This is a genomic window from Micromonospora echinospora (genome assembly GCF_900091495.1).
In the GTDB taxonomy this organism is placed as follows: Bacteria; Actinomycetota; Actinomycetes; order Mycobacteriales; family Micromonosporaceae; genus Micromonospora; species Micromonospora echinospora.
Genome location: NZ_LT607413.1, coordinates 435,439 through 455,906, shown reverse-complemented (window position 1 = coordinate 455,906; position 20,468 = coordinate 435,439). Strand labels below are relative to the sequence as shown.

Below are 20,468 nucleotides of genomic sequence, written 5' to 3'. Positions count from 1 at the left end.
CGTGTTCGTACTGCTGATCCTCCACCTCGTGGCGGCCCTGCTCGCGCCGCTGCTGGTCCGGTGGTGGGGGCCCCGGGCCTGCTATCCGCTCGCCCTGGCGCCCGCCGCCGCCTTCGCCTGGGCGCTCGCGCGGACCCCGGCGGTCCGCGACGGGGGCACGGTGGTCGAGTACCACCCCTGGATCCGCCAGCTCCAGCTCGACCTGGCACTGCGGATGACCACCCTGTCCTGGCTGATGACTCTGCTGGTCGGCGGCGTCGGCGCGCTGGTGCTGGTGTACTGCGCCGGCTACCTCGCCCCGGACGAGCCGGAGCTCGGCCGGTTCGCCGGTGTCCTCGTCGCCTTCGCCGGGGCGATGCTCGGTCTGGTCCTCGCCGACAACCTGCTCCTGCTCTACGTCTGCTGGGAACTCACCACGGTCTTCTCGTACCTGCTGATCGGGCACCATCCGGAGCGGCGGGCGAGCCGCTGGGCCGCCGCCCAGGCGCTGACCGTGACCACGCTGGGCGGACTGGCGATGCTCGTCGGGTTCGTCATGATCGGGCAGCTGGCCGGCACCTACCGCTGGTCGGAGATCGTCGCCGTGCCGCCCGGCGGGGGGCACCTGACCGTCGCCGCCCTGCTCGTGCTGGTGGGGGCGCTGACGAAGTCGGCCGTCCTGCCGTTCACCGCCTGGCTGCCCGCGGCCATGGCCGCACCCACGCCGGTCAGCGCCTACCTGCACGCGGCGGCCATGGTGAAGGCCGGTGTCTACCTCGTCGGCCTGCTGGCCCCGGTGCTGGCCCACACCCCGCCCTGGCGGCCGGTCACCACCGTGGCCGGGCTCGCGACCCTGGTCGTCGGCGCCTGGGCGGCGCTGCGTCAGACCGACCTGAAACTGCTGCTGGCGTTCGGGACCCTGAGCCAGCTCGGCCTGCTCATGGCGGTGACCGGAGCGGGCACCCGGGAGGCGGCGCTGGCCGCGCTGGCGCTGCTGCTGGCGCACGCCCTGTTCAAGGCGGCGCTGTTCCTGGTCGTCGGGGCCCTCGACCACGTCGCCGGCACCCGGGACCTGCGCGAACTGACCGGGCTGCGGCGTCGGCTGCCGCTGCTCTGGCTCGTCGCGCTCCTCGCCGCCGCGTCGATGGCCGGGGCTCCGCCGCTGGTCGGGTTCGTCGCCAAGGAAGCCGTGCTGTACGCGTTCCTCCACGACCCGCTCGCCCTCGGCGTCGTGGTGGTCGGCTCGGCCCTCACCGTCGCCTACAGCGCCCGGTTCCTGTGGGGCGCCTTCGGTGCGAAACCCGGCGTCGACCCGGTGCCGGTCGGGCGGCCGGCCGGCGCGCTCGTGCTACCCCCGGCGCTGCTGGCCCTGACCGGGCTCCTCCTGGGGCCACTCGCCGGACCGGTCGGCGCCCTGTTCACGCCGTACGCCGCGACGTTCTCCGGCAGCGACCATCCGCTGGCGCTCTGGTCCGGTCCCCAGCCCGCCCTGTGGTTGTCCCTGCTGGTGCTGGCGGCGGGTGGGCTGATCTTCCTGCTGCGCGGCCCGCTCGCCCCGGTGCTGGCCCGGGTGCGGGCCCCGATCGCCGGATCGGAGTTCTACGAACGGGCCACCCACGTCTTCGACCGCGTCGCGATCGAGCTGACCAGCCGGATCCAGCGCGGCTCGCTGCCGCAGTACCTCGGCACCATCCTCGTCGTGCTGGTGGTGCTCCCGGGCGGGGCGATGCTGCTGGTCCGGCCCTGGCCGGTGCCCACCCGCATCTGGGACAGCCCGGTGCAACCACTGGTCGGCCTGATCGTCTCGGTGGCGGCGGTGCTCGCCGTGGTCGCCCGGACCCGGCTGACCGCCATGCTGTTGGTGGGGGTGACCGGGTACGGCACCGCGATGATCTTCGTGGTGCACGGCGCGCCCGACCTGGCGCTCACCCAGATCCTCGTCGAGACCGCGACGATCACCCTCTTCGTACTGGCGCTGCGCCGGCTGCCGCCCCGCTTCTCGGTCCGTCCCCTGCGGCGCAGCCGGTGGGTCCGCCGGGGGATCGGGGTGGCCGTGGGCGTGGTCCTCGCCGGCCTGGCCGTCGCGGCGGCCGGTAGCCGCCGCCTGCCGCCGGTCTCGGTGGACTTCCCCCGACTCGCCGTCGAGGAGGCGTACGGCAACAACGTGGTCAACGTGATCCTGGTCGACATCCGCGTCTGGGACACCGTCGGCGAGATCTCGGTCCTCGTGGTGGCGGCCACCGGGGTGGCCAGTCTGATCTTCGAACGTTCCCGGACCGGACCCCGCCCGCGTCGCCGGGGCCCGTCCGCCGCCCGCAACCGGCCGGGTCAACGGGTCTGGCTCCGGGGCGGACCGACCCTGCATGAGCGTCGCCGCTCGCTGGTCTTCGAGGTGGTCACCCGGCTGATCTTCCACAGTGTCGTGCTCTTCTCCCTCTTCCTGCTCTTCTCCGGGCACAACGCGCCCGGTGGCGGCTTCGTCGGCGGGCTGGTGGCGGCGCTGGCGCTGACCCTGCGTTACCTGGCCGGCGGGCGGTACGAACTGGAGGACGCCGCCCCGGTGGGGGCCGGCTCGGTGCTCGGCGTCGGGCTGGGGACCGCCGTGGGCAGCGGGGTGGTCGCGTTGCTGACCACGGGGAACCTGCTGGAGAGCAGCCGGATCAACCTGAGCGTGCCCGGTCTCGGCGACTTCTACCTGGTCACCTCGCTCTTCTTCGACATCGGTGTGTACCTCGTCGTCATCGGCCTGGCGTTGGACGTCCTGCGCACCCTCGGCGCGGAGGTCGACCGCCAGATCCAGACCGGTGGCCAGGCGGCCCGGGGCCTGGCGGCCGACCGGCAGGGTGGGCAACGGTGACCGCCTCGGGAAACGGTCCCACGCTGGTGCTGGCGGTCATCGTCGGCGTGCTCGTCGCGACCGGCGTCACCCTGCTGCTGGAGCGCAACCTCACCCGGATCCTGCTCGGCGTGATCCTCTTCAGCAACGGGGTCAACGTGCTGATCCTGCTCAGCGGCCCGGCGGAGGAGGCCCCGCTGGCCGGCACCACCCCGGCGGACCAGATGAGCGACCCGCTGCCCCAGGCGATGATCCTCACCGCCATCGTGATCACCCTGGGGCTGTCCGCGTTCCTGCTGGCCGTGGCGTACCGGAGTTGGCTGCTCACCGCGCACGACGAGGTCCGGGACGACCCGGAGGACCGGCAGATCGTCGGACTCGCCGACCGGGACGCCCCACCCCCGCAGGACCCGGGCGGGGAGGGGCCCGGGGACGACGCCGAACAGGTGGACCGCTCGCCGAACGCACCCGACCCGTCCCACCCCGTCGGGGCGGATCCGTCCCACCCCCGTCAGGTGGCCGAAGACGATCCTCCCCGCCCCCGTCGCGCGGCCGGCGACGGCCCGTCCGACGACGGCGGCGGCGGCGGGTCCGCCGGTCCGGAAGGTCGCCGATGACCGCCCTGGTGCCGCTGCCGGTGGTGATGCCGCTGCTGGGCGCCGCGCTGACCCTGGTGCTGCCGTGGGCACGGGCGCAGCGCGCGGTCAGCGTGTTCGTCCTCACCGCCACCCTGGCCGTGTCGGCGGTGCTGCTCGTCCGGGCGTACGCCGACGGACCGCTGGTGGTCCGGATCGGCGGCTGGCCGCCACCGGCCGGCATCGTGCTGGTCGCCGACCAGCTGGCCGCCCTGATGCTGACCGTCTCGGCGGCGGTGACGCTCTGCGTGCTGCTGTACTCCATCGGCCAGGGGCAGTCCGACCTCGACGAGGGCACCCCGGTGAGCATCTTCCACCCCACCTACCTGGTGCTGACCGCCGGAGTCACCAACTCCTTCCTCGCCGGTGACCTGTTCAACCTGTTCGTCGGGTTCGAGATGCTGCTGACCGCGAGCTACGTGCTGATCACCCTGGGCGGCAGTGACGTCCGGATCCGCACCGGCTCGACGTACGTGGTGGTCAACATCCTCGCGTCGATGATCTTCCTGAGCGGGGTGGGGCTGGTGTACGCGGCGACCGGCACGCTCAACCTGGCCCAGCTCGCCGGCCGCCTCGACACCCTGCCGGCGGACCTGCGGCTGGCGCTGCAACTGATGCTGCTGCTCGCCTTCGGCATCAAGGCCGCCGTCTTCCCCCTGGCGGCGTGGCTGCCGGACAGCTACCCGACCGCGCCCGCCCCGGTCACCGCGGTCTTCGCCGGTCTGCTCACCAAGGTCGGCGTCTACGCGATCATCCGCACCGAGACGCTGCTCTTCCCCGGCGGGCGGGCCGACGCGCTGCTGATGGTGGTGGCCGGATTGACCATGCTGGTCGGCATCCTGGGCGCGGTGGCCCAGTCCGACCTGAAACGACTGCTCTCCTTCACCCTGGTCAGCCACATCGGCTACATGATCTTCGGAGTCGCGTTGAGCACCGTGGCCGGGCTCACCGGCGCGATCTTCTACGTGCTGCACCACATCACCGTCCAGACCACGCTCTTCCTCGTCGCCGGCCTGATCGAACTGCGCGCCGGCAGCACCGACCTGCGTCGCCTCGGCGGCCTGGCCCGGATCACCCCACTGATCGCGGTGCTGTTCTTCGTCCCGGCCATGAACCTCGCCGGGATCCCGCCCTTCCCGGGTTTCCTCGGCAAGCTCGGCCTCTTCCAGGCCGGAGCGGCGGTGGGCGGCGCGTTGCCCTGGACGGTGGTGGCCGCCGGGGCGGTGACCAGCCTCTGCACCCTCTACGCCGCCTCGCGGGTGTGGAACATCGCGTTCTGGCGGTCGCCCCGGCTGGTCGGCGAGGCTCCGTCGCTGCCCCGCCTGATGGTCGGCTCGACGGTGGCGCTGGTGACGCTCGGCGTGACGTTCACCCTCGCCGCCGGGCCGATCTTCGCGGTGACCGCGGACGCGGCGGACGACCTGTACCGACGCACCCCGTACGTCCGGGCCGTCTTCCCCGAGGGCACCCCGTGAACCCGGACCCGTCGGTCCCCGCGTCCGGCCCCCGCCGACCGATGATCCCCGGGGCGGCGCCCGGCCGTGCCCGCGCCGCCCGCTGGCGGGAACGGCTGATCGCCGCCGGTTGGATGGTGCTCATCTGGAACCTGCTCTGGGGGCGGTTCACCCTCGGCAACCTGGTCGGTGGGGCGGCCGTCGCGGCGGTGGTGCTGGTGTTCTTCCCGCTGCCGCCGGTCACCCTGGACAGCCGGCTCCGCCCCGGCGCGCTGCTGCGCTTCGGCGCGCGGTTCGTCGTCCAGCTGGTCGGGGCCAGCATCCACGTCGCCTGGATCGCCGTCCGCCCCGGGTACCGGCCGCGCAGCGCGATCATCGCGGTCCGGCTGAGGGTGCGCACCGACCTGAACCTGGCCCTCACCGCCGAGGTGCTCTCGCTGGTGCCGGGAAGCCTGATCGTCGACGTCGACCGGCACACCGGCCTGCTCTACGTCCACGTCTTCGACGTCCGTGGACCGGAGGACCTGTGCCGTACCCGCCGGCGGATCGAGGACGTCGAATGCCGCCTCGTCCGCGCCGTCGGCTCTCCCGCCGAGGTCCGGTTGGTGGAGGCCGCCTCCGCCGAGAAGGGAACCGCCACGTGAACCTGACCGTGATCGTCGTCCTGACCGTCCTGCTCTCCGTCACCGCCCTGCTCGCGCTGGTCCGGATCGTGCGCGGCCCGTCCCTGCTCGACCGGCTGGTCGCCACGGAACTGCTGCTGGCCACGATGATCGCCGCGGTGGGCGCCGAGGCGGCGGTGCACCGGCAGGCCACCACCCTGCCGGTGCTGGTGGTGCTGTCGCTGCTGGCGTTCCTCGGCTCGGTGGCCCTGGTCCGGTTCGCCGTCGGGGAGGAGTCGTGAGCGCCACCGACCTGGCCGACCTGCTCGCGGCCGTCTGCCTGCTGGCCGGCGCGCTGTTCAGCCTGGCCTCCGGGGTCGGGGTGCTGCGCCTGCCGAACGCCCTCGACCGGATGCACACGGTGACCAAACCGCAGGTGCTGGGGGTGCTGTTGATCCTGCTGGGCCTGGCGCTACGCCTGCGCAGCCCCACCGACCTCGGCATGATCCTGCTGGTCGGGCTCTTCCAGTTGGCCACCGCGCCGGTCACCGCGCAGATGATCAGCCGGGCCGTCTACCGGTCCGGCCGGGTCGATCGAAACCTGCTCGACGTCGACGAACTCGCCGACCGGTGAAACCGCTTCCCCGTACCTCCAGGCAGCACCCAGTCCGGGCCGATAAAATGACCCGCATGATCGACTCTTCTGCCCAGGAGGGCAGCAGTAGCCAGCCGGGTACGACCCGGCTTCCCCTGCCCGCGACGTCGGGAGCCCTGAGCCTCCCGTGTTGATCGTCGTCGGACTCATCCTGATCATCGTTCTCACCGCCGCCACCGGCTACTTCGTGGCCCAGGAGTTCGGCTACGTCGCCGTCGACCGTGGCAAGCTGCGGCAGATGGCCGACGACGGCGACCCCGCCGCCGCCCGAGCCCTGCAGGTCACCAGCCGGCTCTCCTTCATGCTCTCCGGCGCCCAGCTCGGCATCACCGTCACCGCCCTGCTCGTCGGGTACGTGGCCGAGCCGTTCCTCGGTGCCGGACTGGCCGGACTGCTCGGCGTGGCCGGCATCTCCACGGCGGTCAGCCTCCCGCTGTCGGTGGCGCTGGCCCTGGTCATCGCGACCGTCGTGCAGATGGTCCTCGGTGAACTGGCACCGAAGAACCTCGCCATCGCCCGAGCCGAGCAGCTGGCCCGGGCCCTCAGCCGCTCCACCCTGATCTACCTCGCCGTGGCCGGTCCGCTGATCAAGCTTTTCGACCGGGCCGCGGTACGACTGCTCCGGCGGGTCGGCATCGAGCCGATCGAGGAACTGCCCAGCGGGGCGACCCCGAAGGACCTGGAACAGATCATCGCCGAGTCCCGCGAGGAGGGGCACCTCGACGCGGCCATGTCCGACCTGCTCGACCGAGGGCTGGACTTCCGGGGGCTGACCGCCGGGGAGGCCATGGTCCCCCGGGTCGACGTGCACACCGTCCGGGCCGACGAACCGGTCAGACGGGTGGTCGAGCTGCTCGACACCGGTCACTCCCGGTTCCCCGTGCGGGGTGCCGAGGGCGTCGACGACCTGGTCGGCGTGGTCGGGATCGCCGACGTGCTCGGCGTACCCCCGGCGGAACGCGGGACGACGCCGGTCAGCGCGGTGGCCGTACCGCCGCTGCTGGTGCCGGAGACCCTGCCGCTGCCGACGGTGCTCGACCGGCTGCGGGTCGGACACCGGCAGCTCGCCTGCGTGGTCGACGAGTACGGCGGGTTCGCCGGCGTGATCTCGCTGGAGGACATCGCCGAGGAACTGGTCGGCCCGATCCGGGACGAGGACGACCCGCCCGAGCGGGCTCCGGCCCGGCAGGACGACGGATCCTGGGTGGTTCCGGCCCGCTGGCGGATCGACGAGGTGGCCGACAGCACCGGGATCTCGCTGCCCGAGGGGCCGGAGTACGACACCGTCTCCGGGCTGGTCATGCGGGAGCTCGGCCGGGTGCCCGAGGTGGGCGACCTGTTGGAGATCGGGTTGCCCGCCGAGGACGGCGAGCCCGCTCCCCGGGCCCTGGTCGAGGTGCTCGCGGTGGACCGGCACGTCGCCGACTCCGTCCGGCTGCGGGTCATCGGCACGAGTGAGGTGGCGGCATGAGCACCGGACTCGCGTTGATCACCTCGGTCGTGCTGCTGGTGCTGAACGCCTTCTTCGTGGCCGCCGAGTTCGCCCTGGTGGCCAGCAAGCGGTACCGGCTGGAACAGGCCGCGGCCGGTGGCGGCCGGGCGGCCCGCGCGGCGCTCGACGGCGTCCGCGAGCTGTCCCTGATGCTGGCCGGCGCGCAGCTCGGCATCACCCTCTGCACGCTGGGCCTGGGCGCGCTCGCCGAGCCGGCGATCGAGCACCTGCTCAGCCCGCTGCTGCACGCGGTCGGCCTGCCGACGGCGGCCAGCCACGTCGTCGCGTTGGTCTTCGCGCTGAGCCTGGTCACCTTCCTGCACCTGGTCGTCGGCGAGATGGCGCCGAAGTCGTGGGCGATCACCGACGCCGAGCGTTCGGCACTGCTGCTGGCGCTGCCGTTCCGGGCCTTCGCCCGGGTGGCCCGGCCGGTGCTCTCCGCGCTCAACGCGCTGGCCAACGCCATGCTCCGGCTGGTCCGGGTCAACCCGCAGGACCAGCTCGCCCAGGTGCACGGCCCGGAGGAGCTACGGATGCTGCTGGAGCAGTCCCGGGAACACGGGCTGCTCGGCGCCGAGCAGCACCAGATGCTCACCAGCATGCTGGAGTTGCAGGGCACCAAGGTGGCCGACGTGATGGAGCCCTTCGGGGAGATCGTCACGGTACGCCGGGACGACCCCGCCGAGCGGATCGAGGAGGTCTCCCGGAACAGTGGCCGGTCCCGTCTCGCGGTGGTCGACCCCGCCGGTGACGTGGTGGGACTGGTGCACGTACGGGAGGCCGTCCGGGTCACCACCACCGGTCGGTCGGCGACCGCCGGTGAGCTGATGACCGACGCGTTCACGTTGCCCGCCACGGCCTCGGTGGCCGAGGCGGTGGCCGCGATGCGCGGTGTGCAGGCGCAGCTCGCGCTGGTGCGCAACGGTGGCGGCCCGACCCGCCCGATCGGGTTCGTCGCGCTGGAGGACCTCCTGGAGGAGGTCATCGGCGAGTTCGACGACGAGACCGACCCGGTGCCCCGTGGGCGGCGGATGCGGTAGGGCACGGTGCGGTTCACGGGGGTGTCATCGGCGTCCGGCGGGACCGGGCTGACCGTGCACACCTCCGTGACCAACCCGAGCACCCGCCCCGGCCTGCGCCTGCCGGGGCGGGTGACGCTCACCGCCGGGTCGACCGACGTGCCGGTCGGGCACATCCGGCTGGGGCTCGTCGCCACGGTCGAGCCGGAGGACCCGGGTCAGCCCCGCCGTCTGGTGCAGTTCCACCAGGCGGCGGTGGCCAGCGGTTTCGTCCTGCCGGCCGGGCGGCGGCGGTCGGTGGCGTTCGCGCTGCCGTTGCCGTGGGAGACACCGGTGACCATCTTCGGCGGGGTGCCGTTGCTCAGTCTCCGCACCGGGCTGCGCACCGAGGTGGCGCTGGACGGCCTGCTGGACCAGGGCGCGATGGTGCCGGTCTTCGTGCATCCCCTCCCCACCCAGCAGCACGTGCTGGCCGCCCTCGACACCCTCGGGTTCACCCTGCGCCAGGCCGGACTCCAGGCCGGCCGGTTGCCCGGGGTCACCCAGGCCCTCCCCGTCCACCTGCGGATCAACTACTGGGTGGGGCCGCTCTACGCCGGCCCCGTCACCGAGTTGGAGCTGATCTTCGTGGCCGACTCGGCGGCCCTGGAGGTGATCCTCTGGATGGACCGCCGGCTCGCCCTGGCCGGCGTGACCCACCAGAGCATCAGCCGGTTCAAGACGTGGCACGTCGACGCCGGCCGGCAGGACTGGGCCAGCGTGGTGGACGGCTGGCTCCGGAAGGCCATCGACCGGCACGCCGAGGCGGCGGCGAACGCACACTGGTCGGCCCGGATCACCGGATCCGCCCACGTCAGCCGTCCCCCCGACCGTCCGGTGGCCCCGGGGGAGGGGCTGGGCGGCACCGCCGGTGGCCCCGGCATCGGCGGCGGGTCCGGCGACGGCACCTGACCCCGGCCGGCAGTGCCGCTCTGCCCTTCGGCCGGGCAGCGACCGCGCCGGACCTTGCCGGTGGTCACCACACCGAAGCTCCGACGGCGGTGGCCGCGCCGGACCTCAGCCGGCGGTGACCGCACCGATCTCAGCCGGCGGTGACCGCACTGATCTCAGCCGGCGGTGGCGGTGGCGAGTTTGAAGCTGAAGCCGAGGAAGAGCGCCGCGACCCCGGTGGTGGCGGTGGCGGCCAGCCGGCGGCGGGCCCGGAACTGGCTGGCCAGGAAGGTGCCGGCGAAGATCAGCGCGGTCAGGTACAGCACGCTGGTCACCTGCACGACCAGGCCGAGTGCCAGGAAGGAGAGCGCCGGCCAGGGGTACGTCGGGTCGACGAACTGGATGAAGAAGGAGACGAAGAAGAGGATCGCCTTCGGGTTGACCAGGCTGACCACCAGGGCCCGGCGGAACGGCGCGCGGATCGCCGCCGGCTCCGCCACGTCCACCAGGCGCGGTGCGGCCGGGTCGTGGCGGGTGCGCCAGCGCCGCCAGGCGCCGCGCAGCATGGTCAACCCCACGTAGCCCAGGTACGCCGCCCCGGCGTACTTGATCACCAGAAAGAGCGGTGGGTACGCGGTGAGCAGCGAGGCCACACCGGCTGCGGAGAGGACCATGAGCACGGCGTCGCCGACGAACACCCCGGCGGCGGCCCGGTAACCGGCGCCCACCCCGCGTCTCGCGGCGGCCGAGAGCACGAAGAGCGAATTGGGCCCGGGGAGCAGAACGATCGCCACGGTACCCAGCACAAACGTCCAGAAGTCGGTGATGCCCAGCACGCCGGCCATCATCACGCCACCGCTGCCCCCGCGCGAAGCCTTTCCCACAGGCGGCGCTGTGCTTCCGGCCACTCGTCGACGACCATCGAATACTGGACGGTGTCCCGCCAGGAACCGTCAGGGCGCTGCCGGTGCATCCGGAGCACACCCTCGCGGGTCGCGCCGAGCCGTTCGACGGCCCGCTGGGAACGCGCGTTCCGGCTGTCGGTGTGCCAGACCACCCGGCGCGCTCCCAGTTCCTCGAACGCCCGGGTGAGCAACAGCAGTTTCGCCTCCGTGTTGACGGCGGTGCGCCACCAGGGGCGACCGAGGAAGGTGTGGCCGATCGCCACCGCCCCACGGTCCGGGTCGATCTCGTAGTACGAGGTGGTACCGACCACCGCCCCGGTCACCGCGCAGCGCTGCACCCAGGGCACCCGCTCGCCCCGGTGGTGAGCCGACAGCGCGTCCGAGACCAGTTCGCGTACCCCGGTGGCGTCCGTCGGCCGGGGGACGGTCAGGTGCTGCCAGACCTCCGGGTCGTCGGTGGCGTCGAACAACTCGTCGGCGTGGGACACGTCGAGAGCCTCCAGCACCACGTGTGCGCCACGCATCGGTGCCGGATCGAGCCACGGCGAGCGGGACGGGCGCAGGTACGCCGGAACCGGCGCGGTGACCCCGGCGTCCGGCTCGGCGAGCCCCGGGGTCAGCCGCAGCGGCACGACCCCGGCCCAGTACGGCAGGGCCAGGTCGGCCGGGTCGTCGCGGACCCCGCCGGTGCGGGAGCGGACCGACACCTCGCGCAGCGGCAACGCCAGGACGGCGGTCTCGGCCAGCTCCTTCCGGCTCGGCGGGCGGCTCTCCGCGCTGCGGCCGGCGCCGACCTTCTCCATCAGCGCGGTCAGCATCGTGGACCTCTCCCCGGCGTCGGTGACCAGGCGGGCGACCCCGTGCGCGACCACGGAGCGGTAGTTGGCGCTGTGGTGGAACTGGGAGCGGGCGTAGACCAGCCCGTCGAGCAGGGTGACGCCGACGCAGACCGGCAGCCCGTCCGGGCCCCGGGCGGCCAGCAGGGGCCGACTGCCGGTGGAGCCGTGCAGGTAGAGGGTGTCGCCGACGCGGACGTGGAGGGTGGGCAGCAGGCGCGGCTCGCCGTCGACGACGAAGCCGAGCGTGCAGTGGTACGCCTCGTCGAGCACGGCGTGCGCGGCGGCGCGGTCGTAGCTCATCCGCTCCCGCGAGCGGTGGGGGGTGGTCCGGGCGGTCGGCGTGTACATGTGACATCCCGCCTTTGTGCTAGTACGATCTGTAAACTGTGGCAGTACGTTATCAGATCACCGGTGGCACGGCGGCCGAGATCTCGGCGAGCGTCGAGTCGGGTGTCCGCAGCGGGGCGCTTCCTCCCGACAGCGCCCTCCCCCCGGTCCGCGCCCTCGCCGCCGCCCTCGCGGTCAGCCCGGCCACCGTCGCCCGCGCCTACCAGGAGCTGCGGCAACGCGGCCTGGTCGCGACCGCCGGCCGGCACGGCACCCGGGTCCGTCCCCGCCCGCCGGTCGCCACCCGGCGGGCCGCCCGGTACCCGACCCCCGGCCCCGGTGTCCGGGACCTCTCCCGGGGCCAGCCCGACCTCCGGCTGCTGCCGCCGCTCGGCCCGCACCTGGCCCGGCTCGCCGACCGGATCGGCCCACCCACCGGATACGCGTCGGCCGGCGTCCTGCCCGAACTGGCCGAGGCCGCCCGCGAGCGGCTCACCGCCGACGGGGTCCCGGTCGACGGGCTCACCGTTACCGGCGGAGCGCTCGACGGCATCGAGCGCCTGCTCGCCGCCCACCTGCGGCCCGGCGACCCGGTGGCCGTGGAGGACCCGGGCTGGGCCAACCTGCTCGACCTGGTCGCCGCGCTGGGTCTGCGGCCGGTCGCCGTGCCGGTCGACGACGACGGCCCGACCGAGGCCGGGGTCCGGGACGCACTGGCCCTCGGTGCGCGGGCCCTGATCGTCACCAGCCGGGCGCAGAACCCCACCGGCGCGGCCGTCTCGGCCGACCGGGCCGGGGCGTTGCGTGCCCTGCTCGCCGGTCGCCCCGACGTGCTGCTCGTCGAGGACGACCACGCCGCCGAGCTGGCCCGGCTGCCGCTGCACCCCCTGGCCGGGGCGACCCCGTCCTGGGCCTTCATCCGCTCGGTGAGCAAGCCCTACGGCCCGGATCTCCGACTCGCCCTGCTCGCGGGGGACGAGACGACCGTGGCCCGGGTGGCCGGCCGGATGAGCGTCGGCCCCGGCTGGGTCTCCACCCTGCTGCAACGGCTGGTGCTGGCCCTCTGGACCGACCCGGCGACCACCGAGCTGGTCACCCGGGCGGAGGAGAGCTACCAGCGGCGGCGTGTCGCCCTGATCGCCGCGCTCGCCGGGCACGGCCTCACCGCCCACGGCCGCAGCGGTATCAACGTCTGGTTGCCGGTTCCCGACGAGACCAGCGCGGTGACCGCCCTGCGGGACGCCGGATGGGCGGTCGCACCCGGCGGGTTGTTCCGGATCGGCGCGCCCCCGGCCGTCCGGCTGACCGTCAGCCCACTCGACGACGCGGAGATCCCGGCGCTCGCCGACGCGGTCGCCCACGCGCTCCGACCCGCCCGGCCGGCCGGTTTCACCGCCTGACCGGTGGGTCGACCACCGGCGCGGCCGAGCCGCCGGGCCGTCGGGTCACCCGGATCGGCGCGGGCGCGACGCGCCGGGCCGTCGGATCACCCGGGCCGGGTCGGGCGCGACGCGCCGGGCCGACCAGGGATCGCCGCGTGACCGAGGCACGTCCGGGTACAACAGTCGCCATGTCCGAGCAGACCGAGACCGCCCCGGGCGCCCAGCGGTTCATTCCGCCCCGCGCCGACACGATCGACGAGTTGCGGACCGCCGCAGCCGCCTGCCAGGGCTGCGAGCTGTACCGGGACGCCTCGCAGACCGTCTTCGGCCGGGGCGGTGCGGACGCCCGGGTGGTCCTCGTCGGTGAGCAGCCCGGTGACCTGGAGGACCAGAAGGGTCTCCCGTTCGTCGGCCCGGCCGGGCGGGTGCTCCGCCGGGCGGTCGACGACGCCGGCCTCGATCCCACCCGGCTGTACCTCACGAACACCGTCAAGCACTTCCGCTTCGAGCTGCGCGGCAGGCGGCGCATCCACCAGACGCCCGACCGGGTGCACATCACCGCCTGTCGGCCCTGGCTGGTCGCCGAATTCGCCCGGCTCCGTCCGGAGATCGTGGTGGCGCTCGGGGCCACCGCCGCGAAGGCCCTGCTCGGTCCGGCGTTCCGGGTCACCCGCCAGCGCGGTGAACTGCTGCCCTGGCCCGCCTCGGCACAGCATCCCGAGGACTTCACCCGGGTGCCGGTCGACTCCGCGGGCCGGGTCGCCGACGCGCCGCCGGCCCGGCTCCTCGCCACCATCCACCCCTCCGCCGTGCTGCGTGCCGACAACCAGGAGATCGCCTACCAGGGACTGGTCGCCGACCTCACCGTCGCCGCCCGCGCCCTGACCGGTTGACGCACCAGCACGGCGGACGCGGTCGACGACGCACACCGTGGCGACCCGGAGTCCGGGAGGCGTTGGCGGCGGGCCGTAAGCCGCCACCGGCGACGGGCGCGGCCCTGGACTGCTCGGCCCCGACGTCGACCCCGAGTACGGCGGTGGCGGCCAGCGGGACTTCCGGTTCAACACGGTGCTCGCCGAGGAGGTCGTTGCCGCCGGCTGCTCCGGGCTCGGCTTCGGCCTGCACAACGACGTCGTCGCGCCGTACCTCATCGGTCGCAGTCTCGACCTGTAGGGGGCGGTCTCGACCTGTGGGGGACGGCGGACGCCGGACGCCACGGCGGGTAGGCCAGGATGGGTACCGCCCCCTCCCGAGGAGTCGAGGATGACCACCGACCTCACCGCCCCGGTCGCCCTGCGCCCGGACGTCGCCCCGATCCAGCGACGAACCCTCCGGCTGCTCTTCGTCACCCAGATCATCGGCGGCGTCGGGGTCACCATCGGCATCTCCGTCGGCGCGCTGCTCGCCGAGCGGATCGCGGGCGCCGCCGTGGCCGGCCTGGCGCAGAGCGCCGGAGTGGTCGGCGGCGCGTTGCTCGCCGTCCCGATCACCCGCATCATGACCGGGTACGGCCGCCGGCCCGGCCTGGTCCTGGCGTACCTGACCGGCGCGCTCGGCGGGCTGCTGGTGGTGACCGCCGCGACCACCCGCTCGGTGCCGCTGCTCTTCCTCGGCATGCTTCTTTTCGGCGGTGGCAGCGCCGCCAACCTCCAGGCCCGCTACACCGCCGTCGACCTCGCCGAACCGGCCCGCCGGGGCCGCCAACTCTCCCTGATCGTCTGGGCCACCACGATCGGAGCGGTGGCCGCGCCGAACTTCGCCGACCTCGCCGACACCACCACCAGCCGCTGGGGGCTGCCCGCGCTGGCCGGGCCGTTCGCGTTCAGCGCCGTCGCCTTCGGGTGCGCCGCCGTGGTGATCTTCGCGTTGCTCCGTCCCGACCCGCTGCTCACCGCCCGTCGGCTCGCGGCGGCCGAGGCGGCCCCGACCGCCGGCGCCGTGGCCGCGCCGCCGGAGCCGGCGGCCCGCCGCGCCGCCGGCATGTGGTCGGCCTGGCGGATCGTGCGGCAGCACCCGGCCGCCCGGCTGGGCATCGCCGCGGTCGCCATGGGCCACCTGGTCATGGTCGGGGTGATGGCGATGACCCCGGTGCACATCGGCGAGTCGCACGACGACGCCGACGTGCTGCACGTGGTGGGCATCGTGCTCAGCCTGCACATCGCCGGGATGTACGCGCTCGCCCCGCTGGTGGGCTGGCTCACCGACCGGGTCGGCCGGCGGCCGGTGATCCTCGCCGGCGCCGCCCTGCTGCTGGCCGCCTGCGCGGTGGCCGGCACCGCCGGGCACCACACCGTGCTGCTCTCCGTCGGCCTGGTCCTGCTCGGGCTGGGCTGGTCGGCCACCATGGTCGCCGGTTCCACGCTGCTGTCGGAGTCGGTGCCGGTGGCCGAACGCCCCACCGTCCAGGGCCTGTCCGACCTGACCATGGGACTGGCCGGCGCGGCGGCCGGCGCGGCCAGCGGGTTTGTCGTGCAGGTGGCCGGCTATCCGGTCCTGACCCTGCTCGCGGCGGTCGCGGTCGTGCCGTTGGTGGCGCTAGCGTTGCGGCCGGCGACGGTCTCCGCGCCCGAGGAGGACTGACATGCGGAACGGGGGAACGCGGTGCGGCTGACCGACTTCTGGAGCCGCCTCGAGGAGGCGTTCGGGCCCGGCTACGCGGGCAGCATCGCCCGGGACCAAGTCCTCGCCCAGCTCGGCGGACGGACCATCGAGGAGGCGCTCGCCTCGGGTGAGCAGACCCACGTGGTGTGGCGGGCCGTGTGCGCCGCGTACCCGGACCGGGTGCCCGCGCGACTGCGCTGAGCTGCCCTTTCGTCACGCGGGCGTGTCGCTTGTCGTCTCGTACAGGTGTTCGGCTATTGTCCACAGCGGGGTGCTCGTCCACAGGCCACGGCCGGTCGGCTGGTTCTTGTCGGACCCAGCGCCTAGCGTGTCCGCGTGACGAGAAGCTCAGGAAAGACGCCGGCGAAGGCAGGGGTAACCATGGCGGCAACGCCCGACCGGGAGAAGGCACTCGACCTTGCTCTCGCGCAGATCGACAAGCAGTTCGGCAAGGGCTCGGTGATGCGTCTGGGGGAGCGGCCGGTCATCCAGACCGCGGTCATCCCCACCGGCTCGATCGCGCTCGACGTGGCGCTCGGCGTGGGCGGTCTGCCCCGGGGCCGGGTCGTCGAGATCTACGGTCCCGAGTCCAGCGGTAAGACCACGGTCGCCCTGCACGCGGTCGCCAACGCGCAGCGGGCCGGCGGCATCGCCGCCTTCGTCGACGCCGAGCACGCGCTCGACCCGGAGTACGCCAAGGCCCTCGGCGTCGACACCGACGCGCTGCTGGTCTCCCAGCCCGACACCGGTGAGCAGGCCCTTGAGATCGCCGACATGCTGGTCCGCTCCGGCGCGCTCGACATCATCGTGATCGACTCGGTCGCCGCTCTGGTGCCGCGCGCCGAGATCGAGGGCGAGATGGGCGACAGCCACGTGGGTCTCCAGGCCCGGCTGATGAGCCAGGCGCTGCGGAAGATCACCGGTGTGCTCAACAACACCGGCACCACGGCGATCTTCATCAACCAGCTCCGCGAGAAGATCGGTGTCATGTTCGGCTCGCCGGAGACCACCACGGGTGGCCGGGCGCTGAAGTTCTACGCGTCGGTCCGGCTGGACGTCCGCCGGATCGAGAGCCTGAAGGACGGCACCGACGTGGTCGGTAACCGCACCCGGGTCAAGGTCGTGAAGAACAAGGTCGCCGCCCCGTTCAAGCAGGCCGAGTTCGACATCATGTACGGCAAGGGCATCTCCCGGGAGGGCTCGCTGATCGACGTCGGCGTCGAGCAGTCGATCATCCGCAAGTCCGGTGCCTGGTACACCTACGACGGCGACCAGCTCGGCCAGGGCAAGGAGAAGGCCCGCGAGTTCCTCCGGGAGAACCCGGACGTGGCGGCCGAGATCGAGAAGAAGATCCTGGAGAAGCTCGGCGTGGGTGTCGGGGCCGGCGACGCGGCCGGTGGCCCCGAGCTGCCGCCGGTCGACTTCTGACCGGCCGCGTGGTGGGACGACGGGCCCGTTCGGGGCGGGGCTGGGACGCCATCCCTCCCCGGACGGGTGACCTCCCCGCGCGACCCCGGCGGGGACGCCGGGGCCGTTCCGGACCGGACGCGACCGCCGAGCCGGTCGACGACGGCACCTGGCCGGCCGAACCGTCGGACGGGTCCTCCTCGTCCGACGAACCGCCCCGCGCCGAGCCTCGCGACGAGGCGGAGGTGGCCCGGGAGATCTGCCTCCGGCAGCTCGCGGTCCGGCCCCGGACCCGGGCGGAACTGGCCGGGGCGCTGGCCCGCCGGGGCATCTCCCCGGAGGCCGCCGCCGAGGTGCTCGACCGGTACGACGAGGTCGGCATCATCGACGACGCCGCGTTCGCCCGGGCCTGGGTGTCGAGTCGGCACGCCGGGCGGGGACTGGCCCGGCGGGCGCTCGCCAACGAGTTGCGTCAGCGCGGGGTGGACAGCGAGGTCGCCGGTGCGGCGCTCGGCGAACTGGACGAGGCCACCGAGGCGCAGACGGCGCGCGCCCTGGTGGACCGTAAGCTGCGGTCCGCCCGGGGCGAGCCGGACGCGATCTTCCGGCGGCTGGTCGGCATGCTCGCCCGCAAGGGCTACCCGCCGGGTCTGGCGATCCGGGCGGTGAAGGACGCCCTGGCCGCGCAGAGCGCGGAGGCGGCCGAGTTCGCCGACCAGATCGACGCCGATGCCCTCACTCCCGATCCCGACGCCGACCCGTCGCTTGACTGATCATGATGTTCGGCACCGGCGACCGCTTTCCCGGCCCACCATCGTCATGATCGTCATAGGGATGGGAAGCTGGGGGTCCCCCGCCAAAGGGGTCGAGGACGGCTGGATGGGGTGCGTGATACGGCCCGTACGGTGAGTAGCTGCCATGGCAGGTGTGGGCGAGGTCGTTGCCCGCTTTGTCGTGCCATGACCGGTAAAGTGTGAGCGCGCCGTGACCATCCGACTGCCCTCTGTCCGCCTATTTTGATCATGAGTCCTTGACCGGAAGGCCTCTCGGCACCTAGCCTCGCCTTACAGGCTCACATTGCCCGACCAGCGCAGGCTAAGCGCACAACATAGATCGTGTAACAGAACAGCATCACTTCGGCCAGCTCGTCTGGCCCTACGACGGCGTCGGACCGCCCGGTCCGACGCCGGCGAGACAACTGCACCCGGCCGTCGGCGATGACCAAGGGGGGTCACCGCCGACGGAGACCTACCCATGGCCAGTCGCTCCGGTCGGGCGTCTAGGAGCCGTAGGGGTGCGTGCCCACCGGCACGTGACCACTGCGGCGTCGACGGTTCAGGGGAGGCGGCCATGACGGGGCGGCAGAGGATCAGCGGTGGTCCCCACGGGGTGCCGGCATGAGTGCCGTCGACGTCGTCCTGCTCGGGGTGGTCGTGGTCCTGACCCTCGTGGTGGTCGGCGCGGTCGTCCTCGGTGCCCGGACCCTGCGCCGGCTCGGCGCGGCACCCGCACCCGAGGACCCGGCCTTCGCCGCCGAGAAGGACCGCCAGGAACAGTCGCTGGCGGCGCTGCGTACCGCCGCCGACGAGGCCCACTCCACCGCCGACGTGGCGAAGTCCGCCGCTGCGGCGGCCCGGGCCGAGGCCGCGGGGGCCAAGGCCGAGGCGACCGCGGCCCGGGACGAGGCCCGCCGGGTGCTGGAGGCGGCCCGGCTGGAGGCGGACACCGTCCTGGAACGCGCCCACAAGCAGGCCGAGGCCGACGCCGAGCAGTTGCGGGCGGCGGCCCGGCGCAGCGGCGAGCGGGAGGTGGCGGTGCTCGCCTCCACCACCCGGGAGCAGGCCGCCGAGGTCGAGCGGCGGGCGGCCCGGATGGACGAGCGGGAGCGGCTGCACACCGAGGAGGTGGAGCGGCTCGCCGAGCGGGAACGTCAGCTGGCCGCCGCCAGTGCCGCCCTGGCCGCCCGGGAGGCGGCGCTGGTCGACCGGGAGCAGGCCCTCGTCGAGGCGGAGGAGCAGCGGCGCCGGGAGCTGGAGCGGGTCGCCGGGCTGACCGTCGAGGCGGCCCGCGCGGAGCTGATCGAGGCGATCGAGACGCAGGCCAAGCGGGAGGCGGCGCTCCTGGTCCGGGACATCGAGTCGGACGCCCGCAACACCGCCGACCAACGCGCCCGGCACATCGTGGTGGACGCGATCCAGCGCGTCGCCAGCGAGCAGACCGCAGAGAGCGTGGTCAGCGTCCTGCACCTGCCCGGTGACGAGATGAAGGGGCGGATCATCGGCCGGGAGGGGCGCAACATCCGCGCCTTCGAGTCGGTCACCGGGGTCAACCTGATCATCGACGACACGCCCGAGGCGGTGCTGCTCTCCTGCTTCGACCCGGTCCGCCGAGAGGTCGGCCGACTCACCCTGGAGAAGCTGGTCCTGGACGGGCGGATCCACCCGCACCGGATCGAGGAGGTGCACGACCTGGCCCGGCAGGAGGTGGACGAGCTCTGCCAGCGGGCCGCCGAGGACGCCCTGGTCGAGGTGGGCATCACCGACATCCACCCGGAACTGGCCACCCTCCTCGGCCGGCTCCGTTACCGGACGTCGTACGGGCAGAACGTGCTCAAGCACCTGGTGGAGACCGCGCACATCGCCGGGATCATGGCCGCCGAACTGCGACTGGACGTGCCGACCATCAAGCGGTGCGCCTTCCTGCACGACATCGGCAAGGCGCTCACCCACGAGGTGGAGGGCAGCCACGCGCTGATCGGCGCGGACGTGGCCCGCAAGTACGGCGAGAGCGAGGAGGTCGTCCACGCCATCGAGGCGCACCACAACGAGGTGCCCCCGCAGACCATCGAGGCGGTGCTGACCCAGGCGTCGGACGCCTGCTCGGGCGGCCGGCCGGGCGCCCGGCGGGAGAGCCTGGAGGCGTACGTCAAGCGGCTGGAGCGGATCGAGGAGATCGCCGCCGGCAAGCTCGGCGTGGAGAAGGTCTTCGCGATGCAGGCCGGCCGGGAGATCCGGGTGATGGTCAAGCCGGACGACGTGGACGACATCGGCGCGGCGGTGCTGGCCCGGGACGTGGCCAAGCAGATCGAGGAGGAGCTGACCTACCCGGGGCAGATCCGGGTCACCGTGGTCCGCGAGTCCCGGGTCACCGAGATCGCCCGCTGAGCGGACACGTCGAGGGACGGTGCGGAGGCCGGCCGGCGTGGTTGCCGGCCCGGAGCGAGCGCGAATGGGGCAACCGATGGTTCGGTTGCCCCATTCTGGCGTTCGGTCCACCCTCTGTCGGGTGCCGGATCAACCGCGTCAGGAGAGGTGGGTGGACGGCATCGGCGAGGGAGCGTCACCCAGCCGGCCGGTGCGCGTCGTCCGTCAGCCTGTCGGTTGGATCGCCGGCCTACCGCATCCG

The 20,468-nt window shown here is 73.5% G+C and carries 19 protein-coding genes; 17 read left to right on the top strand and 2 right to left on the bottom strand.

Annotated features, from left to right (window positions below; translation table 11 throughout):
- Position 1: 1 nt before the first annotated feature.
- From GA0070618_RS02085 to GA0070618_RS02045, 9 genes are all read left to right on the top strand, one after another.
- Positions 2–2,836 carry a Na+/H+ antiporter subunit A gene (locus GA0070618_RS02085; protein WP_088980112.1) on the top strand — a complete coding sequence of 945 codons (2,835 nt, stop codon included), beginning with the start codon at positions 2–4 and terminating at the stop codon, positions 2,834–2,836.
- Positions 2,833–3,432 (top strand): Na(+)/H(+) antiporter subunit C, encoded by a 600-nt coding sequence (locus tag GA0070618_RS02080; protein ID WP_170107865.1) that lies wholly within the window; start codon positions 2,833–2,835, stop codon positions 3,430–3,432. Before GA0070618_RS02085 ends, GA0070618_RS02080 begins: the two co-directional genes overlap by 4 nt.
- Entirely contained in the window at positions 3,429–4,925 is a 1,497-nt protein-coding gene (locus tag GA0070618_RS02075; protein WP_088980111.1) for a Na+/H+ antiporter subunit D, read from the top strand. Before GA0070618_RS02080 ends, GA0070618_RS02075 begins: the two co-directional genes overlap by 4 nt.
- Positions 4,922–5,548, top strand: coding sequence for a Na+/H+ antiporter subunit E (locus tag GA0070618_RS02070; protein WP_414467549.1), 627 nt, complete (start codon positions 4,922–4,924; stop codon positions 5,546–5,548). Before GA0070618_RS02075 ends, GA0070618_RS02070 begins: the two co-directional genes overlap by 4 nt.
- Positions 5,545–5,808, top strand: coding sequence for a monovalent cation/H+ antiporter complex subunit F (locus GA0070618_RS02065; protein ID WP_088980110.1), 264 nt, complete (start codon positions 5,545–5,547; stop codon positions 5,806–5,808). The genes GA0070618_RS02070 and GA0070618_RS02065 overlap by 4 nt, the downstream gene beginning before the upstream one ends.
- On the top strand, positions 5,805–6,140 hold the full coding sequence (gene mnhG / locus GA0070618_RS02060; protein WP_088980109.1) for a monovalent cation/H(+) antiporter subunit G: 336 nt from the start codon (positions 5,805–5,807) through the stop codon (positions 6,138–6,140). Before GA0070618_RS02065 ends, mnhG begins: the two co-directional genes overlap by 4 nt.
- A gap of 148 nt (positions 6,141–6,288) precedes the next feature.
- Positions 6,289–7,632 (top strand): hemolysin family protein, encoded by a 1,344-nt coding sequence (locus GA0070618_RS02055; protein WP_088980108.1) that lies wholly within the window; start codon positions 6,289–6,291, stop codon positions 7,630–7,632.
- A complete protein-coding gene (locus GA0070618_RS02050; protein WP_088980107.1) occupies positions 7,629–8,693 on the top strand; it encodes a hemolysin family protein in 1,065 nt (354 codons plus the stop codon). Before GA0070618_RS02055 ends, GA0070618_RS02050 begins: the two co-directional genes overlap by 4 nt.
- Before the next feature lie 6 nt (positions 8,694–8,699).
- Entirely contained in the window at positions 8,700–9,623 is a 924-nt protein-coding gene (locus tag GA0070618_RS02045; RefSeq protein ID WP_088980106.1) for a sporulation protein, read from the top strand.
- Between the two features lie 155 nt (positions 9,624–9,778).
- On the opposite strand, the gene leuE is transcribed toward GA0070618_RS02045, so the two are convergent.
- Both leuE and GA0070618_RS02035 read right to left on the bottom strand, forming a co-directional pair.
- Positions 9,779–10,450, bottom strand: coding sequence for a leucine efflux protein LeuE (leuE, locus tag GA0070618_RS02040; protein ID WP_088980105.1), 672 nt, complete (start codon positions 10,448–10,450; stop codon positions 9,779–9,781).
- Complete coding sequence (locus tag GA0070618_RS02035) at positions 10,450–11,694, bottom strand: bifunctional pyridoxamine 5'-phosphate oxidase family protein/GNAT family N-acetyltransferase (RefSeq protein ID WP_088980104.1); 1,245 nt, start codon at positions 11,692–11,694, stop codon at positions 10,450–10,452. Before GA0070618_RS02035 ends, leuE begins: the two co-directional genes overlap by 1 nt.
- 38 nt (positions 11,695–11,732) lie before the next feature.
- Between GA0070618_RS02035 and GA0070618_RS02030 the strand changes: the two genes are divergently transcribed.
- The 8 genes from GA0070618_RS02030 (at position 11,733) to rny (ending at position 20,227) form a co-directional block, all read left to right on the top strand.
- Positions 11,733–13,073, top strand: a complete 1,341-nt coding sequence (locus tag GA0070618_RS02030; protein WP_088980103.1) for an aminotransferase class I/II-fold pyridoxal phosphate-dependent enzyme — start codon at positions 11,733–11,735, stop codon at positions 13,071–13,073.
- Positions 13,074–13,210: 137 nt separating this feature from the next.
- On the top strand, positions 13,211–13,948 hold the full coding sequence (locus GA0070618_RS02025; RefSeq protein WP_269148469.1) for a UdgX family uracil-DNA binding protein: 738 nt from the start codon (positions 13,211–13,213) through the stop codon (positions 13,946–13,948).
- A 109-nt stretch (positions 13,949–14,057) separates the two neighbouring features.
- Entirely contained in the window at positions 14,058–14,228 is a 171-nt protein-coding gene (locus GA0070618_RS02020; RefSeq protein WP_231931790.1) for an acyl-CoA dehydrogenase family protein, read from the top strand.
- Between the two features lie 90 nt (positions 14,229–14,318).
- Positions 14,319–15,635, top strand: coding sequence for an MFS transporter (locus GA0070618_RS02015; RefSeq protein WP_088980101.1), 1,317 nt, complete (start codon positions 14,319–14,321; stop codon positions 15,633–15,635).
- Between the two features lie 21 nt (positions 15,636–15,656).
- On the top strand, positions 15,657–15,857 hold the full coding sequence (locus tag GA0070618_RS02010) for a DUF3046 domain-containing protein (protein WP_088980100.1): 201 nt from the start codon (positions 15,657–15,659) through the stop codon (positions 15,855–15,857).
- A 180-nt stretch (positions 15,858–16,037) separates the two neighbouring features.
- Positions 16,038–17,084, top strand: coding sequence for a recombinase RecA (gene recA / locus GA0070618_RS02005; RefSeq protein ID WP_088980099.1), 1,047 nt, complete (start codon positions 16,038–16,040; stop codon positions 17,082–17,084).
- A gap of 8 nt (positions 17,085–17,092) precedes the next feature.
- Complete coding sequence (locus tag GA0070618_RS02000) at positions 17,093–17,836, top strand: regulatory protein RecX (protein WP_088980098.1); 744 nt, start codon at positions 17,093–17,095, stop codon at positions 17,834–17,836.
- 624 nt (positions 17,837–18,460) lie between these two features.
- Positions 18,461–20,227 carry a ribonuclease Y gene (gene rny / locus GA0070618_RS01995; RefSeq protein ID WP_088980097.1) on the top strand — a complete coding sequence of 589 codons (1,767 nt, stop codon included), beginning with the start codon at positions 18,461–18,463 and terminating at the stop codon, positions 20,225–20,227.
- The last annotated feature ends 241 nt before the right edge of the window (positions 20,228–20,468 follow it).

Bases quoted from the DNA above. Each gene is read 5' to 3' on its own strand.
- GA0070618_RS02075 (WP_088980111.1), top strand. From the start codon at position 3,429: ATGACCGCCCTGGTGCCGCTGCCGGTGGTGATGCCGCTGCTGGGCGCC.
- GA0070618_RS02050 (WP_088980107.1), top strand. From the start codon at position 7,629: ATGAGCACCGGACTCGCGTTGATCACCTCGGTCGTGCTGCTGGTGCTG.
- leuE (WP_088980105.1), bottom strand. From the start codon at position 10,450: ATGATGGCCGGCGTGCTGGGCATCACCGACTTCTGGACGTTTGTGCTG.
- GA0070618_RS02035 (WP_088980104.1), bottom strand. From the start codon at position 11,694: ATGTACACGCCGACCGCCCGGACCACCCCCCACCGCTCGCGGGAGCGG.
- GA0070618_RS02015 (WP_088980101.1), top strand. From the start codon at position 14,319: ATGACCACCGACCTCACCGCCCCGGTCGCCCTGCGCCCGGACGTCGCC.
- recA (WP_088980099.1), top strand. From the start codon at position 16,038: ATGGCGGCAACGCCCGACCGGGAGAAGGCACTCGACCTTGCTCTCGCG.
- rny (WP_088980097.1), top strand. From the start codon at position 18,461: ATGAGTGCCGTCGACGTCGTCCTGCTCGGGGTGGTCGTGGTCCTGACC.